Source organism: Streptomyces sp. MNU76, assembly GCF_020982545.1.
Lineage (GTDB): Bacteria > Actinomycetota > Actinomycetes > Streptomycetales > Streptomycetaceae > Streptomyces.
In genome coordinates this window covers 283,834-301,524 of the sequence record NZ_JAJKLK010000031.1, presented here as the reverse complement: position 1 = coordinate 301,524, position 17,691 = coordinate 283,834, and the positions used below count along the sequence as shown (strand labels likewise).

At 72.1% G+C, this 17,691-nt stretch carries 16 protein-coding genes and 1 pseudogene; 6 read left to right on the top strand and 11 right to left on the bottom strand.

Annotated features, from left to right (window positions below; genetic code table 11):
- The first annotated feature begins 1 nt into the window (after position 1).
- Positions 2-607: a TetR/AcrR family transcriptional regulator gene (locus E4N62_RS47015; protein WP_230224601.1), complete on the top strand. Its 606-nt coding sequence runs from the start codon at positions 2-4 to the stop codon at positions 605-607.
- Positions 608-870: 263 nt separating this feature from the next.
- On the opposite strand, the gene E4N62_RS47010 is transcribed toward E4N62_RS47015, so the two are convergent.
- The 5 genes from E4N62_RS47010 to E4N62_RS46990 form a co-directional block, all read right to left on the bottom strand.
- Positions 871-1,452 (bottom strand): ATP/GTP-binding protein, encoded by a 582-nt coding sequence (locus tag E4N62_RS47010; RefSeq protein ID WP_184896929.1) that lies wholly within the window; start codon positions 1,450-1,452, stop codon positions 871-873.
- Positions 1,439-1,795: a DUF742 domain-containing protein gene (locus tag E4N62_RS47005; protein WP_230224600.1), complete on the bottom strand. Its 357-nt coding sequence runs from the start codon at positions 1,793-1,795 to the stop codon at positions 1,439-1,441. The genes E4N62_RS47010 and E4N62_RS47005 overlap by 14 nt, the downstream gene beginning before the upstream one ends.
- Before the next feature lies 1 nt (position 1,796).
- On the bottom strand, positions 1,797-2,225 hold the full coding sequence (locus E4N62_RS47000; RefSeq protein ID WP_020114533.1) for a roadblock/LC7 domain-containing protein: 429 nt from the start codon (positions 2,223-2,225) through the stop codon (positions 1,797-1,799).
- 48 nt (positions 2,226-2,273) lie between these two features.
- Positions 2,274-4,703: a nitrate- and nitrite sensing domain-containing protein gene (locus E4N62_RS46995; RefSeq protein ID WP_230224599.1), complete on the bottom strand. Its 2,430-nt coding sequence runs from the start codon at positions 4,701-4,703 to the stop codon at positions 2,274-2,276.
- Positions 4,704-4,942: 239 nt separating this feature from the next.
- Positions 4,943-5,800, bottom strand: coding sequence for a substrate-binding domain-containing protein (locus tag E4N62_RS46990; protein WP_230224598.1), 858 nt, complete (start codon positions 5,798-5,800; stop codon positions 4,943-4,945).
- 810 nt (positions 5,801-6,610) lie between these two features.
- Here E4N62_RS46990 and E4N62_RS46985 point away from each other — a divergent pair.
- Genes E4N62_RS46985 through E4N62_RS46975 form a run of 3 tightly spaced genes read left to right on the top strand, consistent with a single transcriptional unit; the run spans position 6,611 to position 9,812 of the window.
- Positions 6,611-8,107, top strand: a complete 1,497-nt coding sequence (locus E4N62_RS46985) for an alginate lyase family protein (protein WP_230224597.1) — start codon at positions 6,611-6,613, stop codon at positions 8,105-8,107.
- A gap of 46 nt (positions 8,108-8,153) precedes the next feature.
- Positions 8,154-8,528 carry a DUF779 domain-containing protein gene (locus E4N62_RS46980; protein WP_230224596.1) on the top strand — a complete coding sequence of 125 codons (375 nt, stop codon included), beginning with the start codon at positions 8,154-8,156 and terminating at the stop codon, positions 8,526-8,528.
- Positions 8,529-8,585: 57 nt separating this feature from the next.
- Complete coding sequence (locus E4N62_RS46975; protein WP_374117274.1) at positions 8,586-9,812, top strand: phosphodiester glycosidase family protein; 1,227 nt, start codon at positions 8,586-8,588, stop codon at positions 9,810-9,812.
- A 3-nt stretch (positions 9,813-9,815) separates the two neighbouring features.
- Here the strand turns inward: E4N62_RS46975 and E4N62_RS46970 are convergent, their stop codons facing one another.
- The 6 genes from E4N62_RS46970 to E4N62_RS46945 form a co-directional block, all read right to left on the bottom strand.
- Positions 9,816-10,010 (bottom strand): hypothetical protein, encoded by a 195-nt coding sequence (locus E4N62_RS46970; protein ID WP_230224595.1) that lies wholly within the window; start codon positions 10,008-10,010, stop codon positions 9,816-9,818.
- A 127-nt stretch (positions 10,011-10,137) separates the two neighbouring features.
- Positions 10,138-11,007, bottom strand: coding sequence for a phosphatidylinositol-specific phospholipase C/glycerophosphodiester phosphodiesterase family protein (locus E4N62_RS46965; protein WP_230224594.1), 870 nt, complete (start codon positions 11,005-11,007; stop codon positions 10,138-10,140).
- A 193-nt stretch (positions 11,008-11,200) separates the two neighbouring features.
- Positions 11,201-12,295: an acyl-CoA dehydrogenase family protein gene (locus E4N62_RS46960; RefSeq protein WP_230224593.1), complete on the bottom strand. Its 1,095-nt coding sequence runs from the start codon at positions 12,293-12,295 to the stop codon at positions 11,201-11,203.
- Positions 12,292-13,476, bottom strand: a complete 1,185-nt coding sequence (locus E4N62_RS46955) for an acyl-CoA dehydrogenase family protein (RefSeq protein ID WP_230224592.1) — start codon at positions 13,474-13,476, stop codon at positions 12,292-12,294. Before E4N62_RS46955 ends, E4N62_RS46960 begins: the two co-directional genes overlap by 4 nt.
- Positions 13,473-14,450 carry an NADPH:quinone oxidoreductase family protein gene (locus E4N62_RS46950; RefSeq protein ID WP_230224591.1) on the bottom strand — a complete coding sequence of 326 codons (978 nt, stop codon included), beginning with the start codon at positions 14,448-14,450 and terminating at the stop codon, positions 13,473-13,475. Before E4N62_RS46950 ends, E4N62_RS46955 begins: the two co-directional genes overlap by 4 nt.
- Before the next feature lie 115 nt (positions 14,451-14,565).
- On the bottom strand, positions 14,566-15,174 hold the full coding sequence (locus tag E4N62_RS46945) for a helix-turn-helix domain-containing protein (RefSeq protein WP_230224589.1): 609 nt from the start codon (positions 15,172-15,174) through the stop codon (positions 14,566-14,568).
- 96 nt (positions 15,175-15,270) lie between these two features.
- Here E4N62_RS46945 and E4N62_RS46940 point away from each other — a divergent pair, with 96 nt between their 5' ends.
- Complete coding sequence (locus tag E4N62_RS46940) at positions 15,271-16,200, top strand: NAD(P)/FAD-dependent oxidoreductase (RefSeq protein WP_374117280.1); 930 nt, start codon at positions 15,271-15,273, stop codon at positions 16,198-16,200.
- A 139-nt stretch (positions 16,201-16,339) separates the two neighbouring features.
- Positions 16,340-17,614 (top strand): annotated as a pseudogene (locus tag E4N62_RS46935) (ATP-dependent DNA ligase); the annotation flags it as partial.
- Positions 17,615-17,691: the final 77 nt, after the last annotated feature.

Sequence of the window (17,691 nt, the reverse complement as noted above, 5' to 3'; positions counted from 1 at the left end):
CATGGCACGCCTGCCGTCGGCCGAGCGGCGCAGACAGCTCACCGAGGCCGCGATCCGCGCGATGACCCGGGACGGCGTCCCCAGGACGACGACCCGGTCCATCGCGGCCGAGGCGGGCGTGTCACTGAGCGTCTTCCACTACTGCTTCGAGTCGAAGCAGGAACTGATCGAGTCCGTGATCACCACCATCACCGGGCACTACGTCACCCTCGTACGGGAGGCGATCCGGCCCCGGGACACCCTCAGGGAGACCGTCCGGGCCGGTTTCCAGGCCTACTGGGACCATGTCTCCGCCCACCCGGGCGAGCACATGCTGACCTACGAACTCACCCAGTACGCCCTCCGCGAGCCCGGCTTCGAACACCTGGCCCGGCGCCAGTACGAGATGTACCAGGTCACCTACGCCGACCTCATCGAACAGTTGCGCAGGTCGATGGGGTTCGAACTGACCGTGCCCGTCCCGGTCCTGGCCCGTTACCTCGCCGCCATGACCGACGGCCTCACCCTGAACTTCCTGGTCCTGGGCGACGACGCGGCCTGGACGGACATCCTCGACACCATCACCGAGCACGTGGCCGGGATGGTGCGCGAGGAGGTCCGTCCCTAGGGCGTGTTTCGGAAGTCCCTTCGTCGCCCGAAGGGCGGCTCTGCGGCGTCCGGTGCGTGCTCTCGGCGCGCCGGACGAAAGGCCTCGTACTGGGTGTACTCGGCCTTTCGTCCGGTGCGGCGGTGGGGGTACCTCCCGGTCGAGCGCCAGCCGAGACCGGGGGAGCGTGCCGGGCGACGCAGAGCAGAAGGGACTTCCGAAACACGCCCTAGGAGCGCTCCTGCGCTCCTCCATGGCCCGTCCGGGGCGCCCGCGCCCACCGCTCAGCGGGCCGAGGCCGCGATCAGTCGGTCCAGGAGGGCGATCAGGACGTCGCGGCACGAGGTGCGTTCGCGGGCGTCGAAGAGGAGGACCGGGGTGTTCTCGGGGAGGGCCAGGGACTCGCGGATGTCGTCGGGCTCGTAGGGGTGCTCGCCGTAGAAGCCGTTGACGCCGACGACGAAGGGGATCTTGCGGCGTTCGAAGAAGTCGATCGCGGCGAAGCTGGACTCGGGGCGGCGTACGTCGATGAGGACGACCGCTCCGAGGGCACCGATCGCGAGGTCGTTCCACATGAACCAGAACCGCTGCTGTCCGGGCGTGCCGAAGAGATAGAGCACCAGGTCCTGGCCGATGCTGATCCGGCCGAAGTCGAGGGCCACCGTGGTGGCGTTCTTCTCGGGGATGCCGTCGAGGTCGTCGACCCCGAGCCCGGCGGTGGTGAGGGGTTCCTCGGTGCGCAGCGGGACGATCTCGCTGACCGACCCGACCATGGTCGTCTTTCCGACGCCGAAGCCGCCGGCGATGAGGATCTTCACCGTGTCGGGTGCGGCGGTGCCCTGTGCGGTGGGGTCAGAGCCGGCCAAGGCCGTCCCTCACTTTCTTCAGCAGGTCCAGGTCGGGGGCGCGGGCGATCAGGCGTGGCTGGCGGACGCTGATCCGGCCCGCCTCCAGCAGGTCGCAGAGCATGATGGCGACCACGCTGACCGGGAGGTCGAGCTTGCTGGCCAGCTCCGCCACCACGATCGGCTTCGCGCACAGCTTGACGATCCGCGCGTGCTCCGGCTGCGGCCGGGTGCCCCCGGCCGGCTGTGGGTCGACGGCCGTCACCATGGTGATGAGGGTGAAGTCGCCACGGGCGGGCCGGGTCCGGCCGCCCGTCAGGGTGAACGGGCGAACCAGCCGGCCCGCCGCGTCGCCTCCGTTCACCTCACTCGCCGCTGTCGGCCGCGACGACACCGGCGCGCGGGGCCGCGCTGAGGTGCTCGCCGATCTTCTTCACCAGCATGTTCATCTGGTACGCGACCACGCCGACGTCGGCGCCCTGCCGGGTCAGCACGGCGAGGTTGGCGCCGGGTCCGGCGTTGGTGAGGATCAGGAAGGCGTTGCCCATCTCGATGAGCAACTGGCGGACGGGGCCGCCGCGAAAGTCCATGCTGACGCCCTTGCTGAGGCTCATCAGGCCGGACGCGGTCGCCGCCAGCCGTTCGGCGTCGTCGCGCAGGAACGCGGTGGACTTGCTGACGACCAGCCCGTCCTCGGAGAGCACGACGGCGTGGTCGACCTCGGCGACCCGGTCCACCAGTCCGGTGAGCAGCTGGTCGAGCTGGCTGTGGGTGGCGGGAATGGGGCGTGTCATCTGTGTGTCCTTCAATGAGCGGTCTGCGGGGAGGGAGTCGTGGGGACGTCAGGTGCCGGAGGCGGGGACTCGGTCTCCTGGGTCTTCGGATGCGGTGTCCTCCCCTGCTGGAAGATCCGGTTCCGTCTCGTCGTCACGTGCCTGGAGCGTTCCGCGCTGGAACCCGGCGAGCGAGGAGGCGGCCCGCTCGGCGGTGAAGTCGTCGGCGGCGTCGTCGGGGCAGGGCCCTGCCTCCTCCTTCAGCTCCGCCGCCAGACTGGTCTGCGGTATCCGGCGGGGCAACGGCATCAGGCCGCCCTTCTTCCCGGCCCGGGGCTTGTCCGCCCGCGGCTTGCCCGTGGGGGCCGGCCGTGTCCCGTTCGCCTCCTCGACGACGGTGTCGGCGGCCCGCGCGTGCGTGGCGGATCGTTCCTCCGGCGTACCGTCGGTGTCCTGCCGTACGGATTCGGGACGGGACTCCGCCGTGGCGGCGGAGACGCGGGCCGCCACCAGCGAGGCACGGGACGGCGGTTCGACCGGGTCGGCGCCGTCCTCGTCGGGGGCGGGGGCCTCGCGCACCACGATCTCGTCCGGGATCAGCACGATCGCGGTGGTGCCGCCGTACGGCGAGGCGCGCAGGGTGACGGTGATGCCGTGCCGGTTGGCGAGCCGGGCGATGACGAACATGCCGAGCCGGAGGTCGTCGGCGAGCGCGACGACGTCGAACTGCGGGGGCACCGCCAGCTGGGCGTTGAACGCCGCGTAGTCCTCCTCGGACATGCCGAGCCCCCGGTCCTCCACTTCGAGCGCGAGGCCCTTGGCGACGATCGCGGCGCGGACGCCCACCGGGCTGGGCGTCGGCGAGTAGGAGGTGGCGTTGTCGATGAGTTCGGCGAGAAGGTGGATGACGTCGGCCACGGCGGGCGGGGCGATCCACACCTCGTCGTCGGTGTGCACCTCCACCCGCTGGTACTGGGCGACCTCGCCGACGGCGCTGCGCAGGATGTCGATCAGCGCGACCGGTTCGGTCCAGCTGCGGCCGGGGCGCTCGCCGCTGATGATGACCAGGTTCTCCTCGTAGCGGCGCAACTGGCTCGCGGTGGAGTCCAGTTCGTACAGGCCCTTGAGGATCTCCGGGTCCTGGTGCTGGCGCTCCAGCTTGTCGAGCTTGGTGAGCTGGAGGTTGACCAGGTTCTGGCTCTGCCGTGCGATGCCGAGGATGACGCGTTGGAAGCCGCGCCGGGTGTCGGCGAGTTCCACGGCGGTGTGCACGGCGGTGCGCTGGGCGGCGTTGAACGCCTTGGCGACCTGGCCGAGTTCGTCGGTGCCGTAGTCGAGCGGCGCCGCGGCCTCGTCCACGTCGACCTTCTCGCCCCGGTCGAGGCGGGCGACGACGTCGGGCAGCCGGTGCTCGGCGAGGCTCAGGGTGGCCGTGCGCAGGCCGGTGAGCCGCCGGGACAGGGAACGGGTGATGCGCCAGGACATCACGACGCACAGCAGCAGCGCGCCGAGCCCGCCGGCGCTCAGCGAACCGGCCGTGATCAGCAGCCCGCGCGCCTCCTCACCACTGCGGTCCAGCAGCGCCTGCGTCTGGCTGCGGATCAACTCCTCGTACTGGGCGGACAGCTTCGCCATCGAGGCGTTCCAGCCGGCCTGGGCGTCCGGCAGTTCGGTCTTCCGCGCGGCCCCGGTACCCGTGGTGCGGGACCCGAGAACCTGGTCCTCAACGGCCTGGAGCCGCTGCCAGTCCCGGCCCTGGACGATCCGCTCGACATGGATCTTCACCTCGCCGTCCAGCGAGGGGACGAGCTGGTTGTCGACGAGCCAGCGCCGGGCGCTGACCACCTGGGCGAAGCGCTCCCGGGTCGGCTCGTCGAACCGGCCCGAGGGCCAGTTGAGGGTGAGGATCGCGTCCTCCTGGGAGACCAGCTCCGCGGCCTGCGCGAGGGTGACGAGCGGACCGGCCTGCGAGGTGAGGTCGCCGTCGTCGACCTGGGAGAGCGCCTGGAAGGCGTGGATCTGGCCGTCGATGATCGAGCTGTAGTGGTCCAGGATCTGCTCGGGCGTGATGTCGGTGGGGTTGTCCACCTGGTCGCGGTAGTACTCCAGGCTGTTCGACGCGCCCATGACCGCGTACAGCTGATCGCCGATGCGGGCGGGGGCGTCCTCTATCTCGCGGGCGCGACGGTCGAGTTTGGCGACCGCCCGGTCGGTCTCCCGGCGCTGCTGTTCCAAGGCGGCCATGGAGCCGCCCGGGGCCCCCATATAGGCGGCCGACAGGGCGCGCTCGCGTTGCAGGGCGAGAGCCGCGTCGGTGCCCATCGCGCCGGTCGACTTGCTCAGTCCGGTCTGCGTCCGCAGCCGCAGGCCCTCCGAGAACATCTGGGTCGTCGTCACACCCCAGCTCACGGCCAGTGTGACGCTGGGGATCAGAGCCAGGAGGATCAGCGAGAGACGTATGGAGCCGAGACGGCGCCGGGCGCCGGTCCGTGGGGGCATCGTCGTCCTTGGGCGGTTGGCGGGGAGCGGAAGGGATCGGGAGCGGGGCGACAGGGTTCCGTAGTGATGGGCGGACACCTGTCAGTACGGCGCACTGGGGATGCGCAGGATGTTATCCGCACAAGTGAACGCACGTCGCAGGGGTGGCCGTAAGTTTGGGGTCGCCGTTACACGACCGTTCCGGATGCTTGGATTCCGGGCCGCGGTCGTGTCCGAACGAGAGGTTCCGTTTGCCGGTGTCAACGGGTGCCGTTCGCCGCGAACTCGGCGATGCCGGCGATGTTCTTCTTGGTGACGAACGCCGGGCCGGTGAGCACGGGCTCAACCCCGCCGCCGCTGGTGTTGCCGTTGGTCCGGTAGAGCCAGAGTCCGTCGACGGCGAGATAGCCCTGGAGGTAGGGCTGCTGGTCCACCGCGAACTGGACGTCGCCGTCCTTGACCGCCTCGACCAGGTCCTTGTTGAGGTCGAAGGTGGCGACCTCGGCCTTGCTGCCGGCATCGTCCACGGAGTCCACGGCGGCGAGCGCGAACTGTGCGCCGAGGGTCACGACCTCGTCGATGGTGGGGTCCTGACGGAGCCTCGCGGCGATGGAGTCGGTCACCGAGTCCATGTCGGTGCCGTCGACGTAGAGGTTCTCGATCTGCCCGGCGAAGGTCTTGCGCACACCTGCGCAGCGGGCCTCCACGGCGACGTTGCCACGCTCGTGGATGACGCACAGCGCGTGCTTCGCGGCGCGGGCGTCGAGTTCGTTGCCGAGGGCCCGGCCGGCGACACTCTCGTCCTGGCCGTAGAAGGCAAGCAGCCCCTGGGCCTGCCAGGCGTCGATACCGGAGTTGAGGCCCACCACGGGTATCCCGGCGGCGCGGGCCTCGGCGACCGCGCCGCGCATCGCCGCCGGCTTGGCGAGGGTCACCGCGATGCCGTCGACCTTGTCGGCGATCGCGTCCCGCACCAGCTTGGCCTGGCCGGCGGGGTCGGGGTCGCTGACGAAGGTCAGCTCGACACCGTCCTTGGCCGCCGCGACCTCCGCGCCCTTGCGGACCAGGTCCCAGAAGGCGTCCCCCTCGGCGCTGTGCGTGATCAGCGCGATCTTCATCCCTCCCGAGGCTCCCGACGCGCCCGTGTCCGAATCCGCCTGCGAGCCGCCGAACACCGAGCAGCCGGCGACGGTCAGACAGACGGCGGCGGCGAGCGCCGTGGCACGGAACGCCGTGCGGATTCCGTGGGGTGCGGGGGTGGGTTCATGGGGCGCGGCACCTCGCTGTGCGACCGGGGTGGGACGTCTGTGGAGAGCTGAGTAGCCGCCATCACCGCGATGACGTGCGATGACTGGCCGACTTTCGCTGGGCGGAGCCAATCGCGTGTGACGCCCGGTAGTCAAGTGAACAACGAAATCGATGTATTGCTGTGACAGCCCCATCCTGACCTGCGCACACGTGTCAACAGCCGGCGCGGTCGCGACCCGAGCGGATTGCACCGTTCCCTTCCCGACCCGAGGGTCGATTCTCGGCCACTGTCACCTCCGGTCGGAAGTTCCGTTCCTCCGACCGGAATTCGCGCCGCGCGACGGCAACCTCTCCCCGTGCGGCGGCGACTGCTCGGCTGACGACCACCCCACACACGGAACGGAAGCGACGCGTGAGCGACGACCACGGCAAGCCCGCCACCGCGGCGACCGACCGCAGCTGACGGACGCCCGGGCCGCCGCCCAGGAGGTGGCGGACCGGCTGGGCGGCTGGGTCCCGGGCGCCTGACCCGTCGGGTACGACGCCCTCGGTACGGGGCGGGACGCACCGCCCCGGTTTCTGTTATCCGCCCCGGGGTCGGTGCGTCTCCTGTTCGCAGCCGCTCGCGCGGGCCGGCGCGAGCGAGCCACGCCCCGTACCCGAGCCCCGAGGACCCCCACGTGACTGCAGAGATCAGCCGCCGGAGCACGCTGAAGATCGCCGGTATCGCCGCGGGTGCGGCGGGCCTGGGGGCCGGCACGGGCCTGGCGGCGACGCCCGCCTCGGCCGCGGGCGGCGGCTTCGCGCACCCCGGTCTGCTCCACACCACTGCGGATCTGGCCCGGATGGCGGCCAAGGTGAAGGCGGGCGCCCAGCCGTACACGGCGGGCTTCGCCCGGCTGACCGCCAACCGGCACGCGCAGAGCGGCTGGAGGGCCAACCCCCAGACGACCGTGGTCCGCGGCGGCACCGGCCAGAACTACGTGACCCTCTACAACGACATCCACGCCGCCTACCAGAACGGCCTGCGCCACCACGTCTCCGGCGAGGACGCCCACGCCGACACCGCCGTGGCGATCCTCAACGACTGGTCGGCGAAGCTCACCTCCCTGGCGGGCAACGCCGACCGCTTCCTGGCCGCCGGTCTGTACGGCTACCAGTTCGCCAACGCCGCCGAGCTCGTGCGCGACCACCCGGACTTCGCGCTCGACCGCTTCCAGGAGATGCTGAGCGAGGTCTTCGCCCCGCTCAGCGACGACTTCCTGGTCCGCCACAACGGCGCGGTGATCACCAACTACTGGCCCAACTGGGACCTCGCCAACATGGCCTGCGTCCTGGCCGGCGGCATCTTCTGCGACGACAAGGCCCAAGTGGCCCGTGCTGTCGACTACTTCAAGAACGGCGAGGGGCTCGGCGCCGTCAGGAAGGCCATCCCCGTCGTGCACGAGGACGGCCTCGCCGAGTGGCTGGAGGCCGGCCGCGACCAGGGCCACGCGCTGCTCGGCGTCGGCCTGATGGGCACCTTCTGCGAGATGGCCTGGAACCAGGGCATCGACCTGTACGGCTACGACGACAACCGCTTCCTCAAGGGCGCCCAGTACGTGGCCAAGTGGGCCAAGGGCGGGGAGGTGCCCTACACGGCCAACACCCGCGCCAAGGGCGCGGTCGACGGCTGGTCGGGGAGGGAGACCGCGTCCGACGCGGCCGGTGTCGACCCGAACATGACGCGCCCCATCTGGGCGATGATCGCCAACCACTACACCAAGCGGCGGAGGCTCGACGCCTCCTACCTCACCCGGATGGCGGCCAAGGCGGCCCCCGAGGGCGGTGGCGGCGACTACGGCCCCAACAGCGGGGGCTACGACCAACTGGGCTTCGGCACGCTGGCGTTCACCCGGGACCGGGCCACGGCCGCCGAGGCGAGCGCGCCCCCGTCGACGTCCACGGCCGCGGATTCCGGCGCAGGCTCCGGCTCCGGCTCCGGCGCGAAGAAGAGCGCGTCGTCCGCCTCCCCCTCCGCCGGCGCCCAGGGCGGCCGGGGCGAGGACCTCGCCGCGACAGGCACCTCCGACTTCCCGGCCTGGACGGCCGCGGGCGGCCTCGCGGCCCTCACGGGCGGCCTCCTCCTGCTGCGCCGCCGCACCCGCACCGGCTCCGGCGGCGGGCGGCAGAGCTGAGGGACACGCAACGTCCTCGCAACCTGGCGAGGCGTTCACTGCGCGCATGGATGTCGTCCCGCGCGTACAGCTGACCCCCGCGGCCGCCGATCTCGTCCGGCGGCTGCGGGCGGCCCACGGCCCGTTGATGTTCCACCAGTCGGGCGGCTGCTGCGACGGCAGCGCCCCCATGTGCTACCCCGACGGCGAGTTCCGTACGGGGAACTCGGACGTCCTCCTCGCGGAGCTGACCGTCGACGGGGTCGACGAGACGGTGGGGTTCTGGATGTCCCGCGGCCAGTACGAGGTGTGGAGTCACACCCGTCTCATCGTGGACGTGGTGCCGGGGCGGGGCAGCGGGTTCTCCCTGGAGGCACCCGAAGGGGTGCGTTTTCTCATCCGTTCCCGCGTCGTCGAGGCGGAGCCCCCGCCCGGCCGGTAGTCGTCTGGTGCACTTCCCCTGAGTCCTGGGACATGTGACGAGACATCAGGGGGCACCGTGACACGTCGTGCTCGACGGTTCAGAACGGTACTGACGGTTCTCTCGGCGTGGAGCGTGCTGGCCGGGGCAGCCCTCGTGGGGGCGGCACCGGCCGGCGGCGCGCCCAGGGCCGTCGCCCTGGCACCGGGCGTGCAGTACAGCCAGTTCGACATCCGGGCGGCCAAGGGCGTGACGCACGCCCATGTGCTGACGGTCGACCTGAGCAATCCCCAGGTGGGCGTCGGGCTGCTGTACCCGGGGAAGGTGGCCTCGCGCGCGACCGTGTCCCGGCTGGCCACCGCGGCGGGTGCCGTGGCCGGGGTCAACGGCGACTTCTTCAACATCACCGAGACCCGGCGCCCCGGCGTCGCCGCCACCGGGGCGCCGGTCGGCCCCGCGATCGCCGCCGGGCACGCGCTCAAGGCCGCCGTGCCGAAGGGCCAGCGCTTCGGTCCGGCCCTGCCGCCGGGCACCGGCACCACGGACGTGCTGGGCGTCACCGCCGACGGTACGGCCCGCCTCGACCGCATCGCCCTCGACGGTTCCGTCACCACCACCGGGGGCGACCTCCCGCTGCGCGGCCTCAACCAGTACGCCCTGCCGGTCGGCTCCGTGGGCGCGTTCACCACGGACTGGGGCAGCGTCTCCCGGATGCGCGCGGTCTGCGGCACCGACACCGACCGGGCCGCGCCGTGCAGCACCGACACGCACGAGGTGCTGGTCGAGGACGGCCGTGTGGTCGGTACGACGGGTACCCCCGGCAGCGGGGCGATCGCCGCCGGCACGACCGTCCTGGTCGGACGCGAGGCGGGCGCGCAGCAGCTGCGCAAGCTCGCCCCCGGTGACGCGGTGGAGGTACGGCACATCCTCGTCTCCTCGACGGGCACGCCGTACGCGTTCGCGCTCGGCGGCTACCCGGTCCTGCGGGGCGGCCTGCCGCTGCCCGGCCTCGACGCCACGACCTCGGCGGTCCGCACGGCCGCGGGCGTCGCCGACGGGGGCCGCCGCCTGCTGCTGCTCGCCCTGGACGGCGCGGCGGCCTACCGCACCGGGCTGACCATCGCGGAGGTCGCCGACACGATGCGGGGCCTGGGCGCGGTCGACGCGTTCAGCCTGGACGGCGGCGGCTCCTCCACGCTCGTGGCCCGCGCCCCGGGGACGACGACGGTCACCGTCCGCAACCACCCCAGCGACGGCGCCGAGCGGGCCGTCCCGAACGGCATCGGCGTGTTCACCAAGGCGTGAGCCTCACGGCTTCACGCTGCTCACGATGTCCGCCGTGGCCATGAGCCCGTTGTGGACGGTCGGCGCCAGACTCGTGCCGGCCAAGGAGAAGCCCAGCAACACGCAGACCGCCGCGTGCGAGAACTTCAGCGCGCCATTGCGCATGAAGACCACCGTCAGGATCGCGAGCAACACCACCACAGAGATGGAAACGGCCACCGTCAACCTCCTCCGCCACGCCCATTTCGCGGCATTCGGCCGCAAGTGTGGCGCAGCGGAGGGTTCGCCCGTGCGGCGGAGCCGTCCGCCGAACGAGTGGTGTCGACCGCGTCGGGGTTCGTCGCGCCTACGCCACCCCGCGTGCGTCCAGGAACGCCTCAAGACCCGCGAGGTCATCGGTGTTGAGGTGGTCGACACCCGCGGCCAGCAACTCACCCCACAGCGCGTCCCGCGCCGGCCCCGCCAGATCGGGCGTCGCCCAGAACCGCACCCGCTGACCGCGTCCGTGCGCCGTCGAGACGATCTGCCGGAGCCTTTCGCGTTCGGCTCTCGGGAAGGGACCCACGCCCTGCCAGGTGAAGTTGAGCAGCCAGTTGTCGGAGACCAGCGGGATGAAGGAGGCCGGCGCCGGCGTCGTGGACACGAGGTCGGCGAGCCGCCCGTCGTAGAAGGCGCGCCGCACCCTCTGCGCCTCCATGGGCACCCGGGCGGCCCGGTCCCCGGAGATCACGGCCGTGACCGCGCCCTGACGGACCCGCCCGTGCGCGTACGTGGTGAACAGGTGCCGGTAACGCCGCAGATGGCGGTCGAGTTCGAGGTACGTGGACGAGCCTTCGGTCTTGATGTCGATGAGGAGCTGCAGCGGCCTGCGGTGCCCCCGGTGGACCGAACCCCGGTTGGCGCGCACCCGTGCGGCGAGCGGCTCCAGGTACAGGGCTTCGAGGGTGCGGGCGGGGTCGAGGTCGGCGGGGTCGTGGGCGACGAGGAGTTGGTCGCCGACGAGGAAGATGTCGGCCTCGACGCTGCCGAAGCGGTGGTCGAGGGCGTCGAGGAGGGGCCGCGGGTGCTCGTAGTCGTTGTGCGCGTGGGCCCGCCACAACGGGCGTGGCCGGTGCTTCTGTTCGCCGGCCAGCGCGCTCGTGGCGGGCAGGGCGACGGCGCCCGTGAGGGCGGCGCCGAGGGTGGTGAGGGCTCTGCGGCGGGTGGTGAGGGCCATGCTCTGCCTCCCGGATGGGCCGGTTGCGGACCCAGCGAGTATGCGAGCCGGAAGGGGTCGATGAGCAGGCCTGTGAAGGGAGTTGGCCGGACCGCCGTCGTGCGTTCACCCGTGTTCACCGGGCCGCCGAGAGGCGCACGGAAGAGCCCGCCCCAGGTGGGGCGGGCTCTTCGCGCTCTTCTTCCGCTGTACGTCAGGGGGCTTGGAGGTCGACCAGTTCGGCCAGGGCCGCCCGGTGGGCACCCGCGGTGCCGTACGCGATCGAGTCGGCCTTCGCCCGCTTCAGGTACAGGTGGACCGGGTGTTCCCAGGTCATGCCGAGCCCGCCGTGCAGTTGCAGCGCCTCCTCGGCCGCGTGGACGGCCACGGGTGCCGCGAAGGCCTGGGCGACGGCCACGGCGAGGTCGGCGTCGTCGCCCGAGGTGGCGAGCTGGTCGGCCGCGTTCCGGGCGGTGGCCCGCAGGTTGACGACCTCCAGCCACAGCTGCGCGAGGCGGTGCTTGAGCGCCTGGAAGCCGCCGACGGGCCGGTTGAACTGCTTGCGTTCCTTGAGGTAGCGGACTGTCTCGGTCAACGTCCATTCGGCGAGGCCGAGTTGCTCGGAGGCGAGGAGTCCGGCCCCGGCCCGCAGGGCGCGGCGCACGGCGGGCTCGGCGTCCCCGAGGAGGCGGCCCGGCGCACCGTCGAGGGTCACCTCGGCCACCGGCCGGGTCAGGTCCAGCGACACCTGCGGGGTGACGGTCGCGGCGGTGGCGTCGACCGCGTAGAGGCCCCCGTCGTCGGCGGGCACCAGCAGCACGTCGGCGACGGCCGCGTCCGCGATGCCGGTCAGCCGCCCGTGCAGGGCACCGTCCTCGAACCGTACGACCTGGTAGGCGCTGCCGGCGGAGACGTTCAGGGCGACCGCCAGGGCGCCGATCCGCCGCCCCGACGCCAGTTCGCCGAGCAGGTCGCGGGCGTCGGCGGCGAGCAGCGCCTCGGTGGCGACGACGGCGCTGGTGAGGTACGGCACCGGGGCGACGGACCGCCCCAACTCCTCCAGGACGACGGCGGCTTCACGGTGGGTGGCGCCCTGTCCGCCGAGTTCCTCGGGGACGAGCAGCCCGGCGAGGCCCATGCCGTCGGCGAGCAGCTTCCACAGTTCACGGTCGTGCGGGGTGTCCGACTCGACGCGGGCGATGACGCCGGCCGCGTCGCAGTGGTCGCTCAGCAGGTCGCGGACGGCCGCCCGGAGTGCTTCTTCGTCCTCCGAGTACAGGAGGTCGGGCTGTGCGCTCGGTGTCGTCATCGGGACAGGTCCTTCCACGCGACGTCCTTGTCGGTGCGCGGTTCGCCGGGCAGCCCCAGGACGCGCTCGGCGACGATGTTCAGCAGGATCTCGGTGGTCCCGCCCTCGATGCTGTTGCCCTTGGAACGGAGGTAGCGGTAGCCGGCGTCCCGGCCGACGAAGTCGACCAGTTCGGGGCGGCGCATGGTCCAGTCGTCGTACAACAGGCCTTCCTCGCCCCGGAGTTCGACCTCCAGGCCGCTGATCTCCTGGTTGAGGCGGGCGAAGGCGAGTTTCATGCCGGCGCCCTCGGGTCCGGGCTGACCGGCGACGAGCTGCTGGCGCAGCCGTTCGGCCGTGAGGCGGGCGGCCTCGGACTCGACCCAGAGCTTGAGCAGCCGCTGGTGGAGGTCGTGGGTGCGCAGTTCGGGGCGTTCGCGCCAGGTCCTGGCCACCGGGCCGATCATGCCGCCCTCGCGGGGCAGCCGCATGCCGCCGATGGCGACGCGCTCGTTGTTGAGGGTGGTCTGCGCGACCTTCCAGCCGTCGCCGATCTCGCCGAGGCGGCGCGCGTCCGGGATGCGGACGTCGGTGATGAACACCTCGTTGAACTCGGCCTCGCCGGTGACCTGCCGCAGGGGCCTGACCTCGATGCCGGGGTCGGTCATGTCGCAGATGAAGTAGGTGATGCCCCGGTGCTTGGGCGCGTCCGGGTCGGTGCGGGCGATGAGGATGGCCCAGCGGGCGACGTGAGCGCTGGACGTCCACACCTTCTGCCCGTTGACCACCCAGTCGCCGTCGCCCTCACGGACGGCCCGGGTGCCGAGCGCGGCGAGGTCGGACCCGGCGCCGGGCTCGCTGAAGAGCTGGCACCAGACCTCCTCCCCGGTCCACAGCGGCCGCAGGTACTGCCGCTTCTGCTCCTCCGTGCCGTAGGCGAGGATCGTCGGCGCGGCCATGCCGAGGCCGATGCCGATACGGCGGGGGTCGTTGTCGGGGGCGCCCTCCGCCTCCAGGTCGGCGTCCACCACGGCCTGGAGGGAACGCGGGGCGCCGAGGCCGCCGAGGCCCTCGGGATAGTGCACCCAGGCGAGGCCGGCGTCGAAGCGGGCGCGCAGGAAGTCCAGGCGGTCGGTGGTGGCGGGCGGGTACGCGGCCAGCAACTCGGCGGTGCGGCGCCTGAGGTCACTTGCGTCGGTCATGCGGCGGCTCCGTTCTCCGGCGAGGGCACCACGACGACCCGGCCGGTGGTCACGCCGTCGGCGACGCGCTGCACGGCGGCCGCGGCCCCGTCGAGCGGTGCGCGCTCGCTCACCAGCGGCTTGACGACGCCCCGGGCCGCCAGCTCGGTGAGCTGCTCGTGGCAGTGCTGGACCAGCTTCGGGTTCTTGGTGTTGTACAGGCCCCAGTGCAGGCCGAGGATCGAGTAGTTCTTGACGAGGGCGTGGTTGAGGCCGGGGCTGGGGATCGTCCCGCTCGCGAAGCCGACGACCACGATGCGTCCCTCGAAGGCGACGACCTTGGTCGACTGCGTGTAGGCCTCGCCGCCCACGGGGTCGTAGATCACGTCCGCGCCCCGGCCTCCGGTGGCTTCCTTCACGGCGGAGACGACGTCCTCGCTCCGCCGGTCGATCACCACGTCGCAGCCCAGCTCGCGGGCCACGACGGCCTTGTCGGCGCCGCCCACGACACCGATGACCGTCGCGCCCGCGGCCTTGCCGAGCTGCACCGCCGCGCTGCCGACCCCTCCGGCGGCAGCGTGGACGAGCAGGGTCTCCCCCGCTTCGAGGCGGGCCCGACGGTGGAGGCCGAACCAGCCCGTCTGGTAGCCGATGTGCAGCGCCGCGGCCTCGGCGTCGTCGAGCGACTCGGGTGCGGGCAGCAGGGCGGCGGCGTCGGCGACCGCGTACTCGGCGAGGCCTCCGTACGGCAACGCCGGATTGGCGAGGACCCGGCGTCCGTCCCCCGTCTCCCCGCAGATCTCCACGCCCGGCGTGAACGGCAGCGGCGGCCGGACCTGGTAGTGCCCCCGGCACATCAGTACGTCGGGGAAGTTGATGTTCGCGGCGCGCACCTTCAGCAGGACCTGGCCGTCACCGGGCGTGGGCCGCTCCACGTCGTGGAGCCGCATCACCTCGCTCGGCTCGCCGTTCTCGTGCACTTGCCATGCCTGCATGCGGTGCCTCCACGGACTGCTCCGGACTGCTTCGTCGGCCCCCGGGGCCGACTGCCGGATGCATACTAAGCGGTCGCTTGCCCTCCGGGGAACAGTCCGGGCGCAGTAGCGTGCGTCACGACCGCGCGGGCCTGGCCCGGACGTGCATCCGCTCCCCCTGCGGCCCGAACAGACTGAGGAACTCCACCGGCTCCTCCCCCGCCGCGCCGAACCAGTGCGGGACCCGGGTGTCGAACTCGGCGGCCTCCCCGGCGACCATCACCACATCATGCTCGCCGAGCACGACCCGCAGCTTGCCGGACATCACATACAGCCACTCGTAGCCCTCATGGGTGCGCGGTTCCGGTTCCTGTCGCCCGTGGGGCTCGACACGCACCTTGAAGGCCTGGAGGCCGCCCGGCTGCCGGGTGAGCGGCCAGTACGTCCGCCCGTGCCGCTGGATCGGCTTGGACCGCACCCGCGGATCACCGACCGGCGGCTCCCCGATCAGCTCGTCCAGCGGCACCTGGTGGGCCCGCGCGATCGGCAGCAGCAGCTCCAGGCTGGGCTTGCGCAGCCCCGACTCCAGTCGGGACAACGTGCTCACCGAGATACCGGTCGCCTCCGACAGTCCCGCGAGCGTCGCCTCCCGCTCCTTGCGGATCCGCCGCAGCCGTGGCCCGACTCCGGCGAGCACCTCGTCCGTACCGCCCGCGCCCTCGTTCGTGTCACTCGTACCACTCATGCCTTCATTGCAGTTTCGGCAAAGACATTTGTCAATGTGGCAGTGCGCGCGCGACCGTCGGTCGTGGAGGTGGTCACCATGACCGAGCAGTACGACATGGCCGAGCAGTACGAAGTGATCGTCATCGGCGGCGGCGCGGCGGGGCTCTCCGCCGCCCTGGTCCTGGGGCGGGCCCGGCGCCGCACCCTGGTCGTCGACGCGGGCGAGCCCCGCAACGCGCCCGCCGCGCACATGCAGGGCTTCCTGTCGCGGGACGGGATGTCCCCGGCCCAGTTCCTGGCCGCCGGCCGGGAGGAGATCGCCCGCTACGGCGTGGCACTGGTCCGGGGCCGGGCGGCCGACGTGACGCGGGACGACGACGGCCGGAGCTTTACCGTGGCTCTCGCGGACGGCCGGACCGTGCGCGCCCGGCGCCTGGTCGTCGCCACGGGGCTGAAGGACGAACTCCCGGCCGTCCCCGGCGTCGCCGAACGCTTCGGCCGGGACGTCCTCCACTGCCCCTACTGCCACGGCTGGGAGGTCCGCGACCAGCCCTTCGGTGTCCTCGCGACGACCCCGCTGAGCGTCCACCAGGCCCTGATGGTCTCCCAGTGGTCCAAGGACGTGACCCTGTTCCTGCACACCGTCCCCGAATCCGACCTCTCCGACGACGACCTGCGCCGTCTCGCGGCAGCCGGGGTCCGGGTGGTCCCCGGCGAGGTCGCGGGCCTGGTCGTGGCGGACGACCGTCTCACCGGCGTCAGGCTCGCCGACGGCACGACCCACGCCCGCTCGGTGCTCTTCACCGCCCCCCGCCCGATCCCGCAGACGACCCTCCTGGAAAAACTGGGCGCCGAGCTGACCGAGACCCCCTTCGGCGCCTACCCGGTGGTCGACCCGACCGGCCGAACCACGATCCCCGAAGTCTGGGCGGCCGGCAACGCGATGGGCTTCTCGGAGCAGGTGATCAACGCGGCCTCTTCGGGCTACCGAGCGGGAGCCACGATCAACGGAGACCTACTGATGCAGGACCTTGACACGACCTGATCGATCGGCCCGAAGGGGCCGTAGGCCCTTCAGGGGCGCGGGGAACTGCGCGAGAAGCCCCACCGGACCCCGCACCCGCCGACGCACCCGAACCCCCACCCCATAGGCGCCCGGCGAAACTCCGTAGGACCATGACTCCATGCTCTTCGCCCGGCTCGCCCGCGTGTCGCAAGAGATCGCCGCCACCTCGGCCCGGTCCCGCAAGGCCGCCCTGCTCGCCGAACTCTTCCGGGACACGGACGCCGCGGACGTCCCGATCGTCATCCCCTACCTCGCGGGCCGGCTGCCCCAGGGCAGACTCGGCATCGGCTGGAAGGTCCTGGACCAGCAGATCCCGCCGGCGACCACCCCCACCCTCACGGTCCGCGAGGTGGACGCCCGGCTGACGGTCATCGGCGCGGTCGCCGGCACCGGTGCGCAGGCCGAACGAAGGCGCCTGGTCGGCGAGTTGCTGGCGGCGGCCACGGAGGAGGAGCAGCGCTACCTGTTCGGCCTGCTCACCGGTGAGGTCCGCCAGGGCGCCCTGGACGCCCTCGCCGTGGAGGGGCTGGCCGGCGCCACCGGGGCGCCCGCCGCCGACGTACGCCGGGCGGTGATGCTGGCCGGGTCGCTCCAGACCGTGGCCCAGGCACTGCTGGCGGAGGGCGCGTCGGCCCTGGACGGGTTCCGGCTCACCGTGGGGCGGCCCGTCCAGCCGATGCTGGCGCACAGCGCCTCCTCCGTCGCGGAGGCCGTGGCGAAGCTGGGCGGGTGCGCGGTCGAGGAGAAGCTCGACGGCATCCGCGTCCAGGTCCACCGCGACGGCGACCGCGTACGCCTCTACACCCGCACCCTGGACGACATCACCGACCGACTGCCCGAACTGACCGCCACCGCACTGGAGTTGCGAGGCGAGCGGTTCATCCTGGACGGAGAGGTGATCGCGTTCGACGAGAACGGCCGGCCGCGTTCCTTCCAGGAGACCGCCGCACGGGTCGGCTCCCGGCTGGACGTGGCGACGGTGGCCGAGCAGGTACCCGTATCACCGGTCTTCTTCGACGCGCTCTCCGTCGACGGACAAGACCTGCTGGACCTGCCCTTCACCGACCGCCACGCCGAGCTGGCCCGCCTCGTCCCCGAGCCGATGCGCGTCCGGCGCACCCTGGTGAACGGCCCCGGCGACCTCACCGAGGCGGAGGGCTTCCTCGCCGCCACGCTGGAACGCGGTCACGAGGGCGTCGTGCTGAAGGCGCTCGGCGCCCCCTACAGCGCGGGCCGGCGCGGTGCCTCGTGGTTGAAGGTCAAGCCCGTGCACACCCTGGACCTGGTGGTCCTGGCCGCCGAGTGGGGGCACGGCCGCCGCACGGGCCGGCTCTCCAACCTGCATCTCGGCGCCCGCACCGCCGACGGCTCCTTCGCCATGCTCGGCAAGACCTAAAAGGGTCTGTAGGTACGTATGCAAACGACAGCGCCCCCGATCCGAAGACCAGGGGCGCCGCAGCCCTCCCATCC